Source organism: Mucilaginibacter sp. A3364, assembly GCF_059690715.1.
In genome coordinates, this window is the sequence record NZ_JCAWED010000001.1 from 480,508 (window position 1) to 501,716 (window position 21,209).

General features: G+C 42.8%; 23 protein-coding genes and 1 tRNA gene. 11 read left to right on the forward strand and 13 right to left on the reverse strand.

What is annotated here, in order from left to right:
- Window positions 1-8: 8 nt before the first annotated feature.
- The 5 genes from prfA to AC59JT_RS01985 all read right to left on the reverse strand — a co-directional run bounded on the left by prfA (window position 9) and on the right by AC59JT_RS01985 (window position 4,813).
- A complete protein-coding gene (gene prfA, locus AC59JT_RS01965) occupies window positions 9-1,082 on the reverse strand; it encodes a peptide chain release factor 1 (protein ID WP_497395598.1) in 1,074 nt (357 codons plus the stop codon).
- A gap of 160 nt (window positions 1,083-1,242) precedes the next feature.
- Complete coding sequence (locus tag AC59JT_RS01970; protein ID WP_497395600.1) at window positions 1,243-2,010, reverse strand: UDP-2,3-diacylglucosamine diphosphatase; 768 nt, start codon at window positions 2,008-2,010, stop codon at window positions 1,243-1,245.
- 133 nt (window positions 2,011-2,143) lie between these two features.
- Window positions 2,144-2,638 (reverse strand): hypothetical protein, encoded by a 495-nt coding sequence (locus tag AC59JT_RS01975; RefSeq protein ID WP_497395602.1) that lies wholly within the window; start codon window positions 2,636-2,638, stop codon window positions 2,144-2,146.
- Window positions 2,639-2,765: 127 nt separating this feature from the next.
- Window positions 2,766-4,517 (reverse strand): S41 family peptidase, encoded by a 1,752-nt coding sequence (locus AC59JT_RS01980; RefSeq protein WP_497395604.1) that lies wholly within the window; start codon window positions 4,515-4,517, stop codon window positions 2,766-2,768.
- An 80-nt stretch (window positions 4,518-4,597) separates the two neighbouring features.
- Window positions 4,598-4,813, reverse strand: coding sequence for a hypothetical protein (locus tag AC59JT_RS01985; protein WP_497395606.1), 216 nt, complete (start codon window positions 4,811-4,813; stop codon window positions 4,598-4,600).
- 127 nt (window positions 4,814-4,940) lie between these two features.
- Here AC59JT_RS01985 and AC59JT_RS01990 point away from each other — a divergent pair, with 127 nt between their 5' ends.
- A complete protein-coding gene (locus AC59JT_RS01990) occupies window positions 4,941-5,522 on the forward strand; it encodes a porin family protein (protein ID WP_497395608.1) in 582 nt (193 codons plus the stop codon).
- 150 nt (window positions 5,523-5,672) lie between these two features.
- Entirely contained in the window at window positions 5,673-6,911 is a 1,239-nt protein-coding gene (locus tag AC59JT_RS01995; RefSeq protein WP_497395610.1) for an SGNH/GDSL hydrolase family protein, read from the forward strand.
- Window positions 6,912-7,247: 336 nt separating this feature from the next.
- On the opposite strand, the gene AC59JT_RS02000 is transcribed toward AC59JT_RS01995, so the two are convergent.
- Both AC59JT_RS02000 and AC59JT_RS02005 read right to left on the reverse strand, forming a co-directional pair.
- Window positions 7,248-7,769, reverse strand: a complete 522-nt coding sequence (locus AC59JT_RS02000) for a hypothetical protein (protein ID WP_497395612.1) — start codon at window positions 7,767-7,769, stop codon at window positions 7,248-7,250.
- Window positions 7,770-8,034: 265 nt separating this feature from the next.
- Window positions 8,035-8,146, reverse strand: a tRNA-Asp gene (locus tag AC59JT_RS02005).
- 164 nt (window positions 8,147-8,310) lie between these two features.
- Between AC59JT_RS02005 and AC59JT_RS02010 the strand changes: the two genes are divergently transcribed.
- The gene (locus AC59JT_RS02010) at window positions 8,311-8,787 is read left to right on the forward strand and encodes an Lrp/AsnC ligand binding domain-containing protein (RefSeq protein WP_497395614.1); all 477 of its coding nucleotides are present in this window, start codon (window positions 8,311-8,313) and stop codon (window positions 8,785-8,787) included.
- A gap of 303 nt (window positions 8,788-9,090) precedes the next feature.
- Here AC59JT_RS02010 and gltX read toward each other — a convergent pair whose 3' ends face one another.
- Complete coding sequence (gltX, locus tag AC59JT_RS02015) at window positions 9,091-10,593, reverse strand: glutamate--tRNA ligase (protein WP_497395616.1); 1,503 nt, start codon at window positions 10,591-10,593, stop codon at window positions 9,091-9,093.
- 147 nt (window positions 10,594-10,740) lie between these two features.
- On the opposite strand from gltX, the gene AC59JT_RS02020 reads away from it, so the two are divergent.
- The gene (locus AC59JT_RS02020; protein WP_497399321.1) at window positions 10,741-11,976 is read left to right on the forward strand and encodes a sensor histidine kinase; all 1,236 of its coding nucleotides are present in this window, start codon (window positions 10,741-10,743) and stop codon (window positions 11,974-11,976) included.
- A complete protein-coding gene (locus tag AC59JT_RS02025) occupies window positions 11,963-12,475 on the forward strand; it encodes a DinB family protein (RefSeq protein ID WP_497395618.1) in 513 nt (170 codons plus the stop codon). Before AC59JT_RS02020 ends, AC59JT_RS02025 begins: the two co-directional genes overlap by 14 nt.
- 93 nt (window positions 12,476-12,568) lie before the next feature.
- On the opposite strand, the gene AC59JT_RS02030 is transcribed toward AC59JT_RS02025, so the two are convergent.
- Window positions 12,569-12,925: a DUF6249 domain-containing protein gene (locus tag AC59JT_RS02030; RefSeq protein ID WP_497395620.1), complete on the reverse strand. Its 357-nt coding sequence runs from the start codon at window positions 12,923-12,925 to the stop codon at window positions 12,569-12,571.
- Between the two features lie 285 nt (window positions 12,926-13,210).
- Here AC59JT_RS02030 and AC59JT_RS02035 point away from each other — a divergent pair, with 285 nt between their 5' ends.
- The 4 genes from AC59JT_RS02035 (at window position 13,211) to AC59JT_RS02050 (ending at window position 15,164) form a co-directional block, all read left to right on the forward strand.
- The gene (locus AC59JT_RS02035) at window positions 13,211-13,792 is read left to right on the forward strand and encodes an RNA polymerase sigma factor (RefSeq protein WP_497395622.1); all 582 of its coding nucleotides are present in this window, start codon (window positions 13,211-13,213) and stop codon (window positions 13,790-13,792) included.
- Window positions 13,792-14,295: an anti-sigma factor family protein gene (locus AC59JT_RS02040; RefSeq protein WP_497395624.1), complete on the forward strand. Its 504-nt coding sequence runs from the start codon at window positions 13,792-13,794 to the stop codon at window positions 14,293-14,295. The genes AC59JT_RS02035 and AC59JT_RS02040 overlap by 1 nt, the downstream gene beginning before the upstream one ends.
- A gap of 305 nt (window positions 14,296-14,600) precedes the next feature.
- The gene (locus tag AC59JT_RS02045) at window positions 14,601-14,936 is read left to right on the forward strand and encodes a hypothetical protein (RefSeq protein WP_497395626.1); all 336 of its coding nucleotides are present in this window, start codon (window positions 14,601-14,603) and stop codon (window positions 14,934-14,936) included.
- A gap of 54 nt (window positions 14,937-14,990) precedes the next feature.
- Window positions 14,991-15,164 (forward strand): hypothetical protein, encoded by a 174-nt coding sequence (locus AC59JT_RS02050; protein WP_497395628.1) that lies wholly within the window; start codon window positions 14,991-14,993, stop codon window positions 15,162-15,164.
- Window positions 15,165-15,216: 52 nt separating this feature from the next.
- On the opposite strand, the gene AC59JT_RS02055 is transcribed toward AC59JT_RS02050, so the two are convergent.
- The 4 genes from AC59JT_RS02055 to AC59JT_RS02070 form a co-directional block, all read right to left on the reverse strand.
- Window positions 15,217-16,914 carry a sodium:solute symporter family protein gene (locus AC59JT_RS02055; protein WP_497395630.1) on the reverse strand — a complete coding sequence of 566 codons (1,698 nt, stop codon included), beginning with the start codon at window positions 16,912-16,914 and terminating at the stop codon, window positions 15,217-15,219.
- Window positions 16,915-17,022: 108 nt separating this feature from the next.
- The gene (locus tag AC59JT_RS02060; RefSeq protein ID WP_497395632.1) at window positions 17,023-17,208 is read right to left on the reverse strand and encodes a hypothetical protein; all 186 of its coding nucleotides are present in this window, start codon (window positions 17,206-17,208) and stop codon (window positions 17,023-17,025) included.
- Window positions 17,209-17,351: 143 nt separating this feature from the next.
- The gene (locus tag AC59JT_RS02065; protein ID WP_486246863.1) at window positions 17,352-17,507 is read right to left on the reverse strand and encodes a lmo0937 family membrane protein; all 156 of its coding nucleotides are present in this window, start codon (window positions 17,505-17,507) and stop codon (window positions 17,352-17,354) included.
- Between the two features lie 154 nt (window positions 17,508-17,661).
- Complete coding sequence (locus AC59JT_RS02070; protein WP_497395634.1) at window positions 17,662-19,455, reverse strand: M61 family metallopeptidase; 1,794 nt, start codon at window positions 19,453-19,455, stop codon at window positions 17,662-17,664.
- A gap of 117 nt (window positions 19,456-19,572) precedes the next feature.
- Here AC59JT_RS02070 and AC59JT_RS02075 point away from each other — a divergent pair, with 117 nt between their 5' ends.
- Entirely contained in the window at window positions 19,573-20,025 is a 453-nt protein-coding gene (locus tag AC59JT_RS02075) for a MarR family winged helix-turn-helix transcriptional regulator (protein ID WP_497395636.1), read from the forward strand.
- A gap of 24 nt (window positions 20,026-20,049) precedes the next feature.
- On the forward strand, window positions 20,050-21,198 hold the full coding sequence (locus tag AC59JT_RS02080) for an efflux RND transporter periplasmic adaptor subunit (protein WP_497395638.1): 1,149 nt from the start codon (window positions 20,050-20,052) through the stop codon (window positions 21,196-21,198).
- Window positions 21,199-21,209: the final 11 nt, after the last annotated feature.

Consider the following 21,209-nt stretch of genomic DNA (forward strand, 5'->3'; position numbering starts at 1 on the left):
TTTAACCCTTACGCTACCGTGCCTTCTTTTAATTTCTCGGCGTTCTCGGCAAATTGCAGGGCTTCCATAATTTCCTGGATCCCACCGTTCATTACTTCCGAAAGGTTGTATATAGTCAAGCCAATGCGGTGCTCGGTTAAACGGCCCTGTGGGTAGTTGTAAGTACGCACTTTAGCCGAACGGTCGCCCGTTGCCACCATGGTTTTACGCTTTTTAGATGCTTCTTCCAGGTGTTTTTGCAGTTCCAATTCATATACACGCGAACGTAGTACCTGTAGGGCTTTATCAAAGTTTTTCAACTGCGATTTTTGATCCTGGCACTGGGCAACAACACCTGTCGGGATGTGGGTTAACCTAACGGCCGAATAAGTAGTGTTTACCGACTGACCGCCCGGACCCGAAGCACAAAACAGATCTTTACGGATATCGGCAGGGTTAAGCACAATGTCAAACTCATCAACTTCGGGCAATACCACAATAGAAGCTGCTGAAGTGTGTACACGACCCTGGGTTTCGGTATCAGGTACACGCTGTACGCGGTGTACGCCCGATTCAAACTTTAGGGTGCCATAAGCATCCTCGGCGTTTACGTTGAAAACGATCTCTTTATAGCCGCCTGCAGTGCCTTCGGTAAAGTCAACCAGTTCGGTTTTCCAGCCGCGTTTTTCGCAGTAGCGCATGTACATGCGGTAAAGGTCGCCCGCAAATATCGAAGCCTCGTCGCCACCGGTACCGCCGCGTATCTCGACGATAGCGTTTTTAGAATCTTCCGGATCTTTAGGGATCAGCATCAAACGGATCTTTTCTTCCATTTCATCCTGTTGTACTAGTAGTTCGTCCAGTTCGCCTTTGGCCATCTCTCTAAACTCCTGGTCTTTCTCGGTGGCTAAAATGTCTTTGTTGGTGGCTATGTTGCTCATAATGTTGCGGTATATATTATACTCGTCAACAATTTTAGCAAGGTCCTTATATTCTTTATTCAGCTGGGCAAAACGCTTCATGTCAGCCATAGCTTCGGGGCTGCTTAGTTCGCCTTCTACTGTTTTCCAGCGTTGGTATATTAATTCTAATTTCTCTAACATAATGTCTTTGATCAATAACCTACCTAAGCAGGCTTTGCTTTTAAAAAGCGCACAAAATTACGGAATTTTTAAGGCAAAAGCTAAAAGCCAGGAGCGGAAAGCATAACCCTAGCTGTAAAAAGCTAATATTTTGACTTTTAGACAATAAAGTCTTGGGGTTTTAGCTTTGGGCTTCCGCCTCTTTTTCAAAATATTTCAGTATGAGTTCCTGTCCGTCAAATTCAGCGTAGCTGAAGTAATTAACCCATTCGCCCAGGTTTATGTAGCGGCTTTTATCGTCTAACTGTATATCCAAAGGTAAATGGCGGTGACCGAATACCAGGTAATCATAAAATTTAGATCTTAGCAGTTCTTTGCTGTACACCACCAGCCATTCCTGTTCAAGTTCCAACCGTTTTTCGTTACTCAGGCCCGAAATACGGCTTTGGTGCGACCATCGGTTAGCTATGCCTATCCCCAAATTAGGATGCAGGCGCGCAAACAGCCATTGGCACAATTTGCTACGGAAGATGTTCTTCAGCATTTTATACCAGGCATCACCGGGGCCTAGGCCATCGCCATGATGCAGGTAGAATTTTTTGCCGTTGCGCTCAATTTCCAGTTCGTTGCTGATGATGGTGGCATTCAGTTCGCGCTCAAAATAATCGAACATCCACATATCATGGTTGCCTTTAAACAGGTAAAGTTTAACGCCGGCATCAGTAAGTTCGGCTAGTTTGCCAATGAAACGAATGTAGCCTTTGGGCACTACAGTTGCGTATTCAAACCAAAAGTCAAACACATCGCCCATTAAAAAAACTTCTTCGGCGTCAGCTTTAATGCTATCGAGCCAACGCACTAAGCGGGCCTCGCGGGTGCGGCTAGACTCGTACCCACCGGCACCTAAATGAAAATCAGAAGCGAAGTATAGTTTTTTACCGGGAGTCATGTTCGGTGTAAAAATACATTTTTAATGTGCAGATGTGCAAATATGCAGGTGTGCAGATGATGAAATTTAGGTAAACAAAACAGGCCCCCAATGTACGGGAGCCTGCCTTGTTTTTGTATTTATAAAACAGAAATTAGTGTTTTCCGTGGCCTTTGCCGTGACCTTTTCCAGGGCCGTGATCTTTAAAATGGCCTTTGGCTTTACCTGGGCCCGGGCCACCTTTCCAGTGGTCTTTGTATTTTACGTCGCGACTATCGCGGATGATTACCTGGTCGTGGCGGCCTTTGTAGCTTACGTATTTGGTACGGTAAACATCGGCGCGGCGCCATGGGCGGGGCTCGTTAACAACTACCTTATAGCTGTTGTACACATTGTAACTGGCAAAGCGTGCCGGCAGGGCTGCACGGCGCACCCATACATTGTTATCTAAATAAACATAGCGGTGAGCCGGTACATCGTAATAGGCATCTACATCCGGCAGGTAATAATAATCAACATGATCATAACCTACGGGGCCCCAATCGGGTTGGCTGCCAATATTTAAACCTAAACTTACACTTACCTGGGCCTGGGCTTTAAAAGCTAATGAGCTTAATAGAATAGCGGCACTTAATAATATCTTTTTCATAGTCGTAATTTTCATTGTTTGGTAGTATGACAATTACGTTTAAAAAAGGTTTAATAAATTGATCTGTAACAAAAATAGCGATGAGTTTCAAACCCATCGCTATTTACTATTGCCTGTAAGGCTATAACTATTCTTCTTTCTCTTTACTCTCTTTAATAATGATCTCTTTATCGTCGGTTTTTTTCTCATTAGCCATGGCCAGTACGGGCTTGCCAATTACTTTATAGTTACCATCGCCTTTTAAAATGGCCACCAATTGGGCTTTATCCTGCATGGTTTTAACGGCCTGTTTTAGCTCGTTATCATATTTGAAGTTAGATTCGTAACGGCCCTTATCAAAATAGTAGCGCGAAGCGATCTCGTTCTCCAAAGCTTGTTTAATTTCGGTTTTGTGCAGCTGCAGATCGTTCTTTTTGCTGGTAAGCAGCTTGGCTTTTAGAATATCGTACTCGGTTTGTATCTGGTCAAATTGCTTTTCTTTGGTGGCTTCGATTTTAAGCGTGGTGAGCAATTTTTCGGATATGGTGCTGTAGTCGTAATTTTTGTTGGCCAGGTATTTTACAAAATCATTATACTCGGCATCGGTAAGGGCAAAGCTTTTGGCATCGCCAATTTTTGGGTGTGCTTCGCGATATTTTGTCGCGTAATCAAATAAAAATAACTTGCCTATCAGGGTTTGGGTTACGTTGGCGTAACGCTCCTGTTTTACCAAAATATCGGGATAGATGCCGCTGCCGTCATAAACAGAGCGACCGTTTTTTGTTTTAAACTCATGTATCAACGAGTCGGCAAATTTGGCCGCGCTGCCATCATCCTTACGGTGGGCATAGTCAATTTCCTGTATGCAACGGCCCGACGGTACGTAATATTTAGCGATAGTGATCTTCACTAAGCTGTTGTAAGGCAAAGGGAATGTTTGCTGCACCAAACCTTTACCATAACTACGCTGACCGATAATGATACCACGATCCAGATCCTGCAATGCACCCGCAACAATCTCTGAAGCCGAAGCTGAGCGACTATTAACCAACACTACCAAAGGCAGGTCGGGAGCCAAAGGGGTAGCCATGGTTTTATAGGTGAAATTCTTTTCGCGTACTTTTCCTTTTTGCGATACCACCTCCAAATCTTTAGCTACAAAAAGGTTTACTATTTTAACAGCTTCCTGCAAAATACCGCCACCATTGCTGCGTAAGTCGAGTATGATACCGCTAGGGTTATTCTTTTTAAGGGCGATCAATGCGCTGGTTACTTCATCGGCCGAGTTTTCCAGGAAACGGTCAAGCTTGATGTAACCCATGTTACCATCAACCATGCTGTAGTAAGATACGTTTGGTTGTTTGATCTCGTCGCGGATAATGTTTTTCGCTATCGGGGCGGCGTCGCTTTCGCGTTTGAGCATCAGTTTTACGGTAGCACCTTTGGCTCCTTTTAATAATGAGCTTACCTGCTCATTATTCTTCCCGTTTAAAACAATATCGTTAATGCTCACCAACTGGTCGCCGGGGCGAATGTCGGCCTTTTGAGCAGGGTAGCCCTCAAAAACGCTGGATATAAAAACCTTGTTATCGCGTGTAAAAATGCCCGCGCCAATACCGCCATATTGGGTACTAACGTAGTGCAGTTTATAATCTTCAATGTCTGATTCGGGAACGAACTCGGTGTACGGGTCAAGGCCATCCAACATGGCATCGGCGCCGCTTTTAAGTAGTTTGGCGGGGTTTACGCCATCTACATAGTTAATATTTACCTCTTTATACAGTGAAGCAAACACTTCCAGGTTTTTTGATATCTGGAAAAGATCGTCACTAAAGCTCCAGGTGCCTACAGCCAGCGTTAGGGCGCCGGCCGAAATCAATAATTTTTTGTAAAGTGTCATCGCGCCCTCTTTATTCAAATTGTCTTATAAAAAATAAAAATACAAAAAAAGACAATGGTTTAATAAAGGCTTAACTCAAATTACAGCCTATTATTATCAATATTAACCAAAGCTTTTTTTAGCGTAAACACCACATACTCGCGGTTGCGGTTAACCAAATGCATTAAATTGGTTATCAGGGCATCTTCCTGTCCTTCGGTATAAGGTATCTGCTGGTCGCTAATATGATTGTATTTACGTTGGATCTTGATCTTTACTCTCGGCCAATCCTTATTGCTGATGCTAATTTCTGCCATTGTTATATAGTTTGTGCAAAAGTATAAAAAATACAATGTTTGCCCACTTTTAAATTTGGTATGCGTATTGATAATGTTACAAAACGCCGAAAAAAATGTTCGGCATATTAATTTAAACACATACATCATGAAAAAGTATTTATTAAGCGTAGCATTATTAATGGCAGTAGGATTCACCGCCAGCGCGCAAGCCAACTTTGGTATAAAAGGTGGCGTTAACTTCTCAAAAATTAGTGCCGATAACGTAAACGAATCAACAGTTGCCGGTTACCAGGCAGGTTTATTTGCCCGTTTCGGCAGCGGCCTTTACTTACAGCCCGAGGTTTATTTAAGCAGCAAGGGCGGCAAGTTCAATTCAAACAATAACGGTACTGATTATAGTGGTAATGTTAAATTTACCACCCTTAACGTTCCCTTGCTACTAGGTACTGCTATAGGCGATGATAACCTGAATTTCAGGATAATGGCTGGCCCTATATACTCATACGCCATTGATAAGAAACAAACATTTTCTGCAAATTTTAACGGTGCTTATGCCGATTTTGGTAAGTATAACAACAGCACTTTAGGCTACCAGGTAGGTGGCGGCGTTGATATTGGCCCTATTACTGCCGATTTACGTTACGAAGGTGGTTTAACCAAAGTGAACGATAACTACGGTCAGCGCCAAAACCTTTGGGCTTTAAGTGTGGGCTTTAAATTCTTTTAAACAACAAAGAACAATATAGTTAAAAGCCTCCCGCATCCTGTCGGGAGGCTTTTTGTTTTGTTGTGATTGTATCTTTTTCTATACATTTAAAGCTTTTTTGCCTGACGGTAGTAATTTTTATACCTTGCGTAACCAATCATAAATTACCGCATGAGATCAAGACGCACCCCCATCTTTTTATCATTATTAACTGCTGCTTTATTATTTGTAAGCAATGCCGATGCGCAGCGCGTTAACCCGTCTTTAGATACACTGAAAATAGTTTACTTCGGCTCATCGGTACCGGCAGGGGTGGGAGCCACCAAAATGTTTGGCTATACCTCCATGTTTACCGAAATATTAAAGCAACGATCAGCCAGTGGTAGCGGTAAGGCCTGGACTACGGTAAATAAATCCATAGGCGGCGATAACACCATCAAGCTACGCGCCCGCTGGCAGCGCGACCTGGCGCCGCAAAAAGCAAAGTATGTTTTGATCGCGCTTTCTTTAGGCAACGAGGGTATTCATGAGTTTGGTCAGCCTAAGTTTGATCAGTTTAAAACCAATATGGCAGGGCTGATACAACTGGCCCGCGATAGCGGTTATGTGCCTGTAGTAGCCAACTGCTACACCCGCCAGGATTTTACGCCGAAAGATTACGAGTTTGTAAAGCAGATGAACCTTTGGATCAATTCGCTCGATGTGCCATCAATAAATCTGTTGGGCGGCGTAGACAATGGCGCGGGTAAATGGGCCCCGGCGTTTTGGAATGATCCGGCGCACCCGAATAATAAAGGTCATCGCGAATTATCGTATACTATAGTGCCATCGTTGTTTGATGCGTTGAGTAATCACAAGCCGCAGCCTGCGGGTTTTGATGCGGCTAATGAAGGTATAAACATCGGCTCAAAGCAGTTAATATTTAAACCCGACGGCATTGTACATCCCTTCACTACTACCATCAGCATAAAGGCAGATGGGAAAGGCAATATCATTCAATTAAAAGACAGCTTAAATACCGGTCACATCAGCATTACTGATGAGGGTACGGTTGAATATAGATCACCACAATACCAGAAAATAATCGGCAGCACGAAGGTAAACGATGGTAAATGGCATACCATTACCGTTACACATTACTACGCCCGCAACATCACCCAATTATATTGTGACAATACTTTGGAAGGTGCGGTGAACGAGCAGATAGCTATTAAAGAACTTTTATTAAATGGAGATAAAAGCATCACCGCTAAAAACTGGCTGTTTTACCGCTCGGGGATGAATGCCAGTGAGGTTGAGGCGTTGAATAACAATACGCTGTTAAAATCAAGTCTGGAGCTTTATGCGCCGTTGGATGGGAAGCTGGATGTGATGAGGAATTTGGCGCAGAGTATAAATGGGCTGAAATAGGGATTTGTTTAAACGAGGCACCTACGGAGCCTTCTTTTATAATCTTATAATGCTATAAACACGTAGCCCCTCCGGGGCTGAAATAAGGCCATAGTTACCGTTAGGCAATGGCTCCATCGGAGCCCCGTGTTTATAGCAAATCACGCTTTCTTTTAGACTCCGTAGGAGTCACGTATGTTGAAGAGACATAATCATGTTGTCAAGCCTTACGCCCTTGCCCTTATTGGTGTTATCACCAACAAGCGTGGTGTGTGAAATTGCCAACTCCCTGGCATAAGTAGTTATTGGTGATAACACTAACAACGGCGAAGGATCCCTGCTTAGAGGGAAGCTGAATTAGATTTGCGCCATTAAGATGCTTAATCCACCGAATATTGCAAAATACGCAAAGCCAATAAAATAGTCTAAAGCTGAAATGGGTTTATTTGTGATAAAATCTTTCCCATCCCTGGAAATGGTTGAAAATTCACGTTTTTGGAATTTTAAACTAAGGTATCGCAGAGTTTGATATACGATTAATAATAGTACGGTATTAAAACATGTAAAGGGAATTACTGTTCCGGCTGGCGTTATCAAAATATTGTGTAAAATGAAAAACAACACTATATGAAATAAAGCGAACAAAGACCAAATTAGGTAAGATTTGAAATTTCTGAGCGCAACGTATAAAAATAAATAAATACCTACTTGAAGTGGCGTGACGTAAAATAATAGGACATTCGATTTCGTTTGTGGTTCGCCAAACACCATGACAAGCAAAACGATCAGCGATAGAATCGCATATAATTTTATTGCGGCTTTTTCAAAGCCTGTTAGCTCTTCCGAATAGAAAAAAGGTTTTTGTTTTCTTGTATTCATTATGTATTGCTAAGTGAAGATATAATTTCATTTACAAAAGGTCTTAAAATAAGTAAAGCTCCTGATGGGCAGGAGCCTTTACTAACCAATTATAAACCTAAATTATGAGAAGAGGCTGTAGGAGAAGGAGTCGAACCTTCACAGAGTGGTTATTCCTGTTTCCAGGAGTTTCCCAATATCTCCGCCACCGCGACGAGGAGGTGTGTCTGCCAAAAATTTCACCATCCTACAGTATATTGTTGTTTAATTCACCTAACGTGAATTGCTGTTGGGGAAGGATTCGAACCTCCACAGAGTAGTTAGCCCGCTTCGGGTTTCCTATGATCTCTACCACCGGGACAAGGAGGTGTGTCTGCCAAAAATTTCACCACCCAACAAGGTTGTGTATTATTTATTTTAAAGAACAGTTTGAAGCCTTAGGTGTAATTGCTTGATACAAATGTAAAGGACTTATCAATTCCTTGCAAATATTTCAACAAAATAATTTTATTTTTAGTCGAATTATAATTATAATTGTATTTCAATAACGAAATTAAAATTTATGTCCCACAGAAAAGCTCAAAATTTAGAAATTGATAATCTGGATATCCAGATTTTATCAATATTGATGAAGAACGCTACTACGCCCTATACGGAAATAGCGAAGGAGTTAATAGTTTCAGGCGGAACGATCCATGTGAGGATGAAAAAGTTGGAGGAGATGGGTGTTATTAAAGGCGCCAGCCTGGAGGTTGACCCTCAAAAGCTGGGTTATGATATCACCGCTTTCCTGGGTATATTTTTGGAGAAAGGTTCGCAATACCACGAGGCTGTTAAACAGTTAAAAGCCGTTAAGGAGATAGTAGAGCTACATTACACTACAGGTAGCTACAGCATATTTGCCAAAATTATATGCCATGATACCGCCCACCTGCGCGAAGTACTGAATGAGCAGATACAAGGCGTAAAAGGTATACAACGTACAGAAACCTTCATTTCGCTTGAAGAAAGCATCAGAAGACAGATAACTTTAGAATAGCAGCTTTTTGTGCTGAACAGATACGCAAAGCGCCTTCCCGGTTTACCGGCAAGGCGCTTTTGCTTTATGCTATTTTTTGCAGGGGTGCGCCAAAAGTGCGCCACTTTTAATGCAAAAATGCCCGATTTTTTGTTTGTTGATTATCAGTTGCTTATCGAAAAATAAGTTCGATATTTTCTGACTTATATGTCTGCGCCACGGTGCGCCGCTTTTTTGATTAATTAATTGATAATCAGGATTTTGATTGTTTTTAGGTGCGCCACGTGCGCCACTTTAAAAGTGGCGCACCCACGCTTATATCAGTTAAGCTGTAAAGGCTTCCAGCGCTTTTTCTATCCTGTTAATCGTTTCGCTCTTACCTAGCAAAGCCGCTATATCAAATACCTGCGGCCCAAACTTACCACCCACCAGCATAATGCGGAAAGGCAGCATCACATCGCCTATTTTAAGGCTATGTTCTTCGGCCAGGGCTTTAAATTGTTGTTCAGTGTCGGCAGCTATTAAAGTATCCATACCCGCTAACAACGCTTTGAACGCATTGAAGAAAGTGGTTTTCTCATCCGTCCATTTTGGTTTAACGGCAGCCAGGTCATACTCGGCCGGTACATCGAAAAAGTAGTATGCCTGTTGGTAGAAATCAGGCAGCAGCGTGCAACGGTCTTTGATCAGGTTGATAACGGTTAACAGGTATGCGTCATCGCTAACCGTTATTCCTTTACTTTCCAATACCGCTTTCACTTTAGGCTTTAGGGTTTCAGCGTCAAGCTTCTTGATCCACTCGGCATTGAACCATTTGGCTTTCTCAAAATCAAAACGCGCGCCGGCTTTGCTGATGCGGTCTATCGAGAATTTTTGAACCAGTTCGTCTAAACTAAATATTTCCTGGTCGGTGCCATCATTCCAACCCAGGGTAGCCAGGAAGTTAATGAAAGCTTCGGGCAAAAAGCCCATGCCATCAAAACCCGCCGTGCCGTCCCAATCCAAGGCAAATACCGGGAAACCCAGGCGGGCGCCATCGCGTTTGCTTAATTTGCCATTGCCATCGGGTTTTAGTATCAGTGGTAAATGCGCCCATTTAGGCATATCGGCTTTCCATCCCAAGTAATCCCACAACAACAAGTGTATAGGGGCAGATGGCAACCACTCCTCGCCACGGAAAGCGTGCGAGATCTTCATTAAATAATCATCAACCACAACGGCCAAGTGGTAAGTGGGCATACCGTCGGCTTTCAACAGTACTTTATCGTCTAGCTGGTTAGTCTCAAAGCTAACGCGGCCGCGGATCATGTCTTCAAAACTCACCGTCTCATCAGCAGGGATCTTGATGCGGATAACGTGTGGCGTGTGTTCGGCTAACAACTTATCAACCTCTTGTTGTGATAGTGATAAGGAGTTGCGCAAGCCATCACGATACACCTGTCCGTATTGAAAGTTAGGTATCTCTTTGCGGTTTTTGTCAAGCTCTTCGGCAGTATCAAAAGCGTAATAGGCGTGGCCCTGCATTACCAGTTGCTCTGCATAGGCGCGGTACAGGCTTTTGCGTTCGCTTTGGCGGTATGGGGCGTAGGGGCCAGGGTTTACCGGGCTTTCGTCGGCACTGATGCCGCACCAGCTAAGGCTATCTACAATATATTGTTCGGCACCCTCAACAAAGCGGGTTTGGTCGGTATCCTCAATACGTAAAATAAAGTCGCCATTGTGTTGTTTGGCGAAAAGATAATTGAACAAAGCGGTACGTACACCACCTAAATGCAAGCCACCGGTTGGGCTTGGCGCAAATCGAACTCTAACTTTTTTATCAGACATGATGCCGCAAAGATAAATTTTTAGTCGGGAAGTGAGGAAGGCGGAAAGTCCGGAAGATGTAAAGATTAAGATAGCACCCTAAAGTCCGGACTATAATTAAAACATTATATTATCTGAAGCTATTTTACGTTATTTGAAACACGTATGATAAACGCCTACCAAAATAAACGATTATGGAAATACATATTGCTGGCCTTCGCAGTAGTTATAGCCAGCGGGTCGTTGTTCTACACCAAATACCTGGTACGCAACATTGCCAAAAGTGAACGTAACCGCGCGCAGATATGGGCGCTAAGCATGAAGCAGATCATATCTGCCGATGATAATGACTTTTTGCCCTACGTTTTTGAAGTGCGCGACAGTTCGACCGTTCCTGCGATTGTTACCGATGAAAAGGGTGATTTTATATCGGTTAAGGGCTTGGATACTACTAAAACCTATATCAAGTTGCCACCCGAAGCCGTAGCAGAAAAAGGCGCGCCTACTTATGATATCGACTATTTTAAGCAGCAACTGGCCATCATGAAATCGCAGCATGATCCTATCAAGATCGTGTTTCCGAGTTTGACCATGAGCGGCAGCAGCTATTGGTTGATCTATTATAAAGATTCTGACCTGCTTACGCAGTTAAAATACTTCCCGTATGTACAGCTATCGGTGATAGCCATATTCCTGTTGCTGGCGTATACCGCCTTTAACTCTTCCCGAAAATCAGAGCAAAACCAGGTGTGGGTAGGTTTGGCAAAGGAAACGGCGCACCAGTTGGGTACGCCTATATCGTCCCTAATGGCCTGGCTGGAGTTATTAAAAGATAAGTTTAACGCCGAAGACGACCCGCTGATGGCCGAAATGGGCAATGATATTAAACGCCTTGAAGTAGTGGCCGATCGTTTTTCCAAGATCGGCTCTATACCTAAGCTGGAAGTTACCGAGGTATATAAAGTAGTGCAGGATTTTGTAGATTACTTTAGTGTGCGGGTAAGTACCAATATTAGTTTTGAGGTTAGCGGTGATGACACCGTCAGATCGGGTTTGAACATCCCGCTGTTTGATTGGGTGCTGGAGAATTTGCTGAAAAATGCCGTTAATGCTATTGAAGGAAAGGGAAGCATTAAAGTGCACATATCCACCAATAAGGTAAAAGATCAACTATTTATTGATGTAAGCGATACCGGCCGCGGTATACCGCGCTCAAAATTTATTACGGTGTTTCAGCCGGGCTATACTACCCGCAAACGTGGCTGGGGACTGGGTCTGTCGTTAACGAAGCGTATAGTCGACAATTACCATAACGGGCACATATTTGTAAAAGATTCTGAACTGGGCAAGGGTACCACCTTCCGCATATCACTAAAAAACGTACGAGACTATGAACAAGCCTAACCCTGAAGATTATTCGCCATTTATGGCCGGTTATGTAAACCTGGCTATTAACAGCGGCGATGTTTTAAATACATTAACGCAGTTGAGGGATACTAGCTATGAACTGTTTACCAACCTAAGCGACCAAATGGCCAACTACGCCTACGCCGAAGGCAAATGGACGATAAAGCAGGTAGTAGGTCACCTGATCGATGCCGAACGTACATTTGCCTACCGCGCGCTGGCTTTTTCGCGCGGACAGGAGTCGCTACCCGGCTTTGATGAGAATATGTACGTAGACAATGCCACGTTTAACGACCGGACATTACAGGACCTTGCAGCCGAATTGAAATCCACCCGCGAATCAAACTTATATATGGTAAAGGCCTTAACACCAGAGCAGCTAAACGCCACCGGTATAGCCAACGGCAATAAAATAACTGTACTGTCGCTGGTGTACATTATGGCAGGGCATGAGCTGCATCACCTAAATATTTTGAACGAGCGATACTTTGCTTAGAATTTGAGCGTAAAACAAAAAAAGACCAAAGCAGAAAGCTATACGCTTCTTCGCTTTGGTCTTTTTGCTTTATGCTTTTGCCTAAACTTTCTCCTAGTTGTTCTTTTTATCTATCAGGTAAGCAACGTATAGGCCCAGTCCGCCAAAGATGCCTATAAGGGCGAAGTATAGGGGGGTACCGTCCGCACGGCTATCAGGGTTGTTTAAAAAGTATAGCGTGTTATCCAGTAAGAAAGCGATAAACAAACCCAGACCGGCACCTACCATTAGTAAACCAAAAGTAAGTACATTATTACGGTTCATGGGTTGTGCGCCCTTGCTTGGGTCCATCCCGCGTTCAATCATACCCATGCGTTCGCGGTTACGTAAATAAAAAATTCCGAATATCAGTGCAAACATTGATACTGATACAATAATGGGGATCATCACCCCTAAAACATGTACGTCCATATTATTTAAAATTAATTAGTTTTTAGTTTCTTTTTCTCTATCACCGGAAAATTGCTGACCGGTGTATTTGTAAGCTATGACGACGGGTTTTTTAAGCAGGTTACAGGGGGAGGTGAAATTTTTTTGTTGTAAGGTTGGAAAGTTGCACTTACCATATCAACTATAAACCTTCCAACGTTACAACCTTCCAACATCATAACCTTCAACTTTCCAACAATAACTGAATATATTTACACTACACTGTAACCTCGCCGCAAAAAGCGTAGTCATAGCTGCATAACATATATGCAAAGTAAGCTTCCGGATATTGATTTGATACAACGCTCGCTGGCGGGCGACCAATCGGCCTATGCCGAATTGGTTAAACGGCACCAGCGTTTTGTGTTTACACTGGCACTTCGCTTTGCTAAAAGCCGGGAAGATGCAGAGGAAATTGCACAGGATACTTTTATCAAAGCTTTTCGTGCGCTGAAATCGTTCAAACAGGAATCAAAATTTACTACCTGGCTGTACAGTATAGTTTATACCACCGCCATGACCAGTCTGCGCAAAAAACGTGTGGACACTGCATCAATAGATGACGAGGAAACTTTTATACAGATAGAAAACAAACCTTCGGGGTTTGATAGTTATAATATCGAGAATAGATCGCGCTCGTTTTATTTAAACCAGGCTATTGAGCAACTGTCGGCCGATGACGCCACGGTTCTCACCTTGTTTTATAAGGGCGAACAAAGCATTGAAGAAATTGCCAAAACCATGGGTATAGAAGCTAATGGAGTGAAGGTAAAATTATTCAGGGCGCGCCAGCGTTTAAAAGATAAGCTGGAACAAAATTTAAAACATGAAGCAAAGGAGTTGATATAATGAACAGCATCGAAGAACAACTTTGGGCCTACATTGATGGTATGTGTTCTGTTGACGAACAGCAAGCCATCAGTAATTTAATTGCAATGGATAATGCCTGGGGCGAGAAGTACCGGGAGTTGCTGCAGTTAAATACCGAAATAGCCAATATGGAACTGGACGAGCCGCCCATGGCATTTACCTATAATGTAATGGAAGGTATCCGTGCCGATTATGCTAAACAACCGTTAAAGGCTGCCGTAAACACACCGATCATCAAATTAATAGGCGGCTTTTTTGTAGTTACGCTGTTGGTGATGCTGGTTTTAATGCTCGCCAGTGTAAATTGGTCGGCTGCCGGTGGGGATAAGGTTGCAGAAAGTGTGAGTAACAAAATCCCTGATTTTACGGCCTTGCTGAGCGGGCCCTTGTTTAAAGGCTTTATGTTTATTGATATGATATTAGGCTTGTTTTTATTTGATGGATATTTACGTAGACGCAGTTCAACAAAACAAGCAGAATAGTGTAGTAAAAGTGTACATAAATGAAAACACAGTGTTCTGATTTTAGGTAAGTAAAAATTATTATCGATTAAATTTATACTTGAAATTAACAGAAAATAACATTTACAATAAAAAAAGAGATGGGTGAGGGTGTTTTTGGTATAGTAATTGTAATACGTAATGCGAACTGGCAAACTTGCCGGTTTAATTGTGATAAGGTTTAGGTTGAATGCCCCCAAGAAGCAAGTTCGAAGGGGCATTTATTTTTTACTGAATGTGACGCTTATCAATTTTTCTCTGCGGCAATTGTTGCTATATTTATCCCAATGAAATTTTTAGCTGTTATACAGATCATATGCATTATGCTGCTGTCGTCTTTTTCGATGACGGTAAAGCCTGTTGCATCAACTGTTATGACAGATTGTTGTAATAAAACTAATGGCCCTGCCACCTGTCATCACCGGCAGGAAAAACCTAAGAAAGATTGCGAGACGGAAAATTGCAGCCGTATGCTAATGTGCAGCAGTTGCGGTTTCCTGGTGAAAGAACCTATAGCTGTTTCGCCATTATTTTGCACCACTATTGAAAAAACAGTTTCGACCTATAAAATTGGTAATTGTGCCGGTTATACCCCGTCAAACTGGAAACCGCCAAAAGTTTAATACTTGCTCCCAGTTCAATAAACACTATTTATCAAGTATTAAATTTAAAGATCAATGAAAAAAATAATTTTAAGTACAGTAGTAGTAATGTTTGCATGTACTACCACTTTCGCCAATACAAAGGCTCCGGTTAAAAAAACAAAACAGGCTTGCACATCATGCACCAAAGCGAAATGTACCAGCAAGGCCAACTGCCCCAAAGTGAGCAGCAGCTGTGTTTGTAAATAAATAACCGCTTGCTAATTATAAAAGCCCCTTGCTTAGGTGAGGGGCTTTTGTTTTAAGCTATTTTGAGTTTCTCCTTAAGCCAAGGATTAATGGCAACCGAAAGCAATATCACCAAAATACAACCAATGGCATTAAGCCACAAGTAAGCAACCACTTCATAATATCCGCATACGCAGATAATAATTTCAGATAGCACCGCGGCAATAAACACTGCCGAGCCTTTTATTTTTTTAAGGTAGAAGGCCGTAACAAAAACGCCCAGTATAGTACCATAAATATACGAGCCCAGCTGATTCACCGCTTCCAGTAAATTGCCCAGCTTGCTGGCATATAAAGCCATCACTATACACACAATGCCCCAAAATACTGTAGCCAGGCGCGATGCATTCAAATAGTTGGTTTCGCTGGCTTTGGTATTAACCACGCGTTTATATATATCAACCACCGTTGTTGAAGCCAAGGAGTTTAAGGCGCTGGCGGTTGACCCCATTGAAGCCATAAACACAATTGCTATTAACAGCCCTATTAAACCACGGGGCAGGTAATGCGTAACAAAGGTTAAGAACACGTAATTGGTGTCGTTGGTATCAGCGTCAACGTTATTTTTCTTCATTAGGGCTATACCCTGCTGGCGCACAACATTTGTCGAGTCTTCGGCCTGGCGCAGTTGAGTTTGAGCTTCGGCTATTTTATTATTGTCCTTACTATCAAAAGCAGCTATCAGGTTATCGGCTTTTACTTTGCGGGTTTCAAAGGCCGCGGTGTGTTTGGCCTCCAGGTTTTTATAGTCGGTAGCATAAGGGCTTTTTTCAATCTGGCTTACCTCATATTTATTAAAAAACAGCGGCGGTTTGTTGTATTGATAAAAGGCGAATACCAGTATACCTATTAACAGGATACAAAACTGCATGGGTATTTTTATCAATGCATTCATGATGAGGCCCATGCGGCTTTGCCCAACAGACTTTCCGGTTAAATAACGCCCCACCTGGCTTTGGTCTGTGCCGAAATAAGACAACTGTAAAAAGAAACCACCGATCAATCCGCTCCATATATTGTAACGGTTATCGGGGTCAAACTTCCAGTCAATCACATTCATTTTACCCAGTTTACCGGCTAGTTTAAGGGCATGGGTAAAGCCAACGTTTTCCGGTAGGAGGATAACCACCAGTACGCCCGCGGCAAACATCCCCATAAAAATAATGCTCATTTGCAGCAGTTGGGTGTATGATACCGCTTTGGTGCCGCCATATACGGTATAAAATATAACCAGCCCGCCAATAAACAGGGTGGTATAAGTAGTATCAATATTCAATATTACCGATAGGATGATTGAGGGAGCATAAATAGTGATACCGGTTGATAAACCCCGCTGCACCAGGAAAAGAAAAGACACCAGCGAGCGTGTTTTCAGATCAAAGCGTTGCTCCAGGTACTCATAAGCGGTATAAACTTTAAGGCGATGGAATATGGGTACAAAAGTGATACAAAGCACGATCATCGCCAAAGGCAAACCAAAGTAAAACTGCACAAAGCGCATCCCGTCTGAATAGGCCTGGCCGGGGGCGGATAGGAAGGTGATGGCGCTGGCCTGTGTAGCCATTACCGAAAGGCCGATGTGGTACCAGGGTAAGGAGCGGCCACCAACTAAAAACTGGTCGATATTTTTGTTGCTGCCGCTTTTATAAATACCGTAAACAACGATAGCAAGCAACGTAGTGCCAAGTACCAACCAGTCTGCTAAACTCATTTAAAGTAAATTGTAATGAGCCAGAATATTATAACCAAAAAAACCAGCCATGCGACAACAATGCCGTAAAACTGGTTCCAATTTTTTATAAACGAAGGTAATTCAGGATCAGGCCTCGCCACGTTTTTTCACCAAAACATTCACATAGAATGCGGCTGACAGTAAGCCCAGAATACCACCGATAGGGATCCATTTAAAGCCAACATCTATAATAGCGCCGATAAATAAACCGGTAACCAAAGCAACCAGGTAATAAACGTAAGTATAGCTTTCCTCTTTTTCGTGGTGTTTCATAATATTACTAATTGTAGTGCTGCAAAAGTAATTGATTATATAATGTATAACAATAGGAGCCGGTATAAAATTTTGGATACAAAAAAGGCTCCCGGTTTGTGCGGGAGCCTTTTTTGCTGTTGTGAATCTCTGTTCTTTTTTTATTAAAGAGCGGTCGGTCTTCTGATCACACCTAATAATAATGATATGACTGCTATTACCAATAATACATGGATAATACCGCCTGCAGAATACATAAAGAAGCCTAAAGCCCAACCAACGATCAGAATTACGGCTATGATATACAATAATGAGTTCATGATAGATATATTTTAGATTAATGTTTTTGTTATCTGTAAGGATATATACATGAATCATTCCAAAATGGTTTAAAAGCAAAAAGCCGCTGTTTTATACAGCGGCTTTTGCTTTTAGCTTAAAAATTTGTCCTGTGATGAGGACAAGTTGAATATATTATTGTAATGATAACCATTTTTTACGCACGGCCAGTTGCACAGGCGTAGGGTTTGACACCTCTACCAGTTTGTATTTCACCAATGTGCTTTTTAGCAAAGTAACCGGTATGGTCATTTTTATGCCGTCGCGAATTACGGTAACATTCAGTACATCGCCTGGAGCGCCGCTTATTACGGTAGTTTTGGTGATGGGCTTACCATTAATTTCGACGATCTCGTCGTTAACGTTGATGCCGTCCTTCCATGCGGCGCTGTTGCGTACCACGCTGGCAACAATGGCTTTGGCGCTTGTGGCCAGGTAATTTACACCGAAGTATGGATCGTCCCTTCCTTCCAGCGAATCAACCAGTTTATACCCCGCATAGGCCAGATATTTGTCATAGTCTAAGCGGTCAAGACCGTTAATGTACTGGGCATAAAAATTATCCAGTTTTTTGCCGGCAAATTTCTCCAAAGCCAGTTTAAACTCGGCATCGGTGTAGCCGCGTTTTTTAACCTTGTAATACTCGTTGTAGGCATATTTCATTACATCATCCAATGAGTTCTTGCCTTTGCTGGCGTTGATGATATCCAGATCAAGTAACAGGGCTACCATAGCGCCTTTATTATAGTAGGAGATAGTGGTGTTATTGCTATTCTCGTTAGGGCGATAGTATTTGATCCAGGCATCATAGCTTGATTGCGATAACGGCTGAACACGCGTTCCCGGCTGATTTTCCACCGCACTGATTTTTGAACCTAGTGATGATACGTAGTCATTTGGCGGATACAATTGTGTACGACGAACGATAATATCCTGGTAGTATGCTGTAAAACCTTCGGCTATCCAAAGGTTGGTGGTGTAGTTCTCGTTATCATAATCAAACGGACCTAAAGCTATCGGGCGTAAACGCTTCACATTCCACAGGTGGAAATGCTCATGCGCGGCCAGGCTTAAAAAGCCCTGGTAGGTTTTCTCGTTTGTGTAACCTAAACGGGAAGCGCCTAATGTAGTCGAGCTTAAGTGCTCCAAACCGCCGCCGCCTTTCAAGTAGTTGTGTACTATAAAGGTGTAGTGTTTGTTAGGGTTCTCGCCAAAAATTTTAACCTCTTCGGCAATCAGCTTCGCTAAGTCTTCTTTAATTCGATCCTTGTCATAGTTACCACCGCCGGTCATGGCTACTTCATAGTCGGTGTTGCCAACTTTAAAGCCGAAAACATCCTGCGTACCTATTTCTAAAGGCGAATCGAACAGGATATCGTAATTAGGCGCGGTGCGGGTAAATTGGTCGCCGTTTACTTTTTCAAGGCTGGTGCTAACGGTAGTCCAGTTTTTGTAGGGGGTGATTTTTACTACAGATGGCTCGCTCAACATCCCCTCCGGGTAAATAAACATATCCGGCGATGACAGGAACGCGTACGACGCGTCGATAAAGCTGGTGCGTACCGATACCTCGAAGGCGTAAACACGATATTTTACCGTGATAGCCGTTTGACCGGCAGTGTTAACATGCCAGATGTTTTTGCGGGTTTTGACAGCAGGCAGGTTTTTGCCTTTAGCGCTTACGCTTAAAGTTTCAACATTGCGGGCGAACTCTCTTACCAGGTATGATCCCGGCGCCCATACGGGCATTTTTAAATTTAGTGATGCTTGCTTTAGTCCTGTTACGGTTAGTTCAATATCAGCATAATGCGCCTGTGCCTCGGGGAAAGTGATATGGTAATTTATCCTCGGTTTGTCGGCAGCATTGGTTATCGAACTCATAAATAATAGTAGTAAAGAAAAAAAAGCAGTTAATGGAAATTTTTTCATAGCTGCAATGTATAAAAATTTAATAATGCTGTAACAGAAAAGCTACACAAAGTTGATGTAAAATGGTTGATACAAGCAACTATTAAGATATCTAACTATCTACATTTACGTTGTAACATGCAAATGAATTTAATTGAGCCGATATCGCGCAAGCTGATGCACTCGGGCAGGGCGTATCTTAGTGTTTTGTCTGAACAGATGGAACACCTGGAAATTAACCGGTATTACTATCCGCTGGCGGTTATATGCCATCATGATGGAGAATTGACCCAAAAAGCGCTTTCAGAATTATTGGACAAAGACAAATCACTTATTGTTACCATTATTGATACGTTGAGCGAACAAGGTTTTGTATACCGCGAAACCAACCCGGCCGACAGGCGCGAGCACATCATCCGCGCTACGGATAAGGCCCGTAAGGCCGTGCCCGAAATTGTTAAAGCTTTTGAGCAGATCAATAACCGTATTACCTCAGATATATCTGCCGATGAAATGGCTGTGTTTGATAAAGTATTAAGCAAAATGCAGCAAAACTTAAAGCAATTATCACCCGAAAAAATTACAGTGTAAATTATAGCACCCACAAACTATACAATGAAAACTAAGTACATCATCTACATCCTGCTTGCTTTATTGGTTGGATTTTTAATTTATAACAAGTTTTTTAGCGAGCACGCCAAAAAACGCGCGGCCATGGAAGACAAAGGCGGTGGCGGTGGCCGCGGCGGCGAAGGAAAAGGTGAAGGCAAGGGCGGTGGCAAAGGCGGCGACGCTAAAGGTGGTGGTGGTGGCCGCAGAAACGGCCCTGTAACGGTTAAAGTAATGGTGGTAAAGGATACGGTGCTGAATAACTACATTGACGTAACCGGTACCATTGATGCCAACGAGCGTGTAAACCTCATCAGCGAAACTTCGGGCCGTATTACCGGCATTTATTTTAGCGAGGGCAGCCAGGTTAAAAAAGGCCAGCTGCTGGTTAAAGTAAACAACCAGGACCTGGTAGCATCCTTAAAACAAAGCGAATACAACATCGCGCTAGCAAAACAGAACGAATACCGTAATAAAATACTTTTACAAAAAGAGGCCATAAGCCAGCAGGAATACGAAACCTCGTTAACCGCGTTAAATACGCTGAATGCGCAGGCAGATGTGGTAAAAGCGCAAATAGCTAAAACCGAGATCCGTGCGCCATTTTCGGGCACTATTGGTTTGCGTAACGTGAGCCCGGGTGGTTACCTGTCGCCAAATACGGCTATTGCTTCGTTAGTGAATGTTGATCCGGCAAAAATAACTTTCTCTATCCCTGAAAAATATCTATCGTTGATACAGGTTGGTAGTAAAATAAGTTTCACGGTTACCAGCAGTACAGAGAAGTTCAAAGCTTCGGTATACGCTATCGAGCCATCAATTGATGTAGCAAGCCGCACCATTACGGTACGCGCCAGGGCCGGTAACCCTAAAGGTGTATTAAAAGTAGGCGGTTTTGCTAAAGTGAATTTAACGCTTGACCAAATACCGAAGACCATTATGGTGCCTACCGAAGCTGTTACGCCTGATATAAAAAGCAGCAAGGTTTTCTTGGTTAAAAATGGCAAAGCCGAAGCGCAACTGGTTAAAACAGATGTGCGTACCGACAGTAAGATACAGATCGTTGAAGGCCTTAAAGCCGGCGATAGCTTAATAGTATCAGGTATTATTCAAATGCGTCCGGGAGTTCCTGTAAAGGTTGCTAAAAGTAAATAAATAAGCTGCAC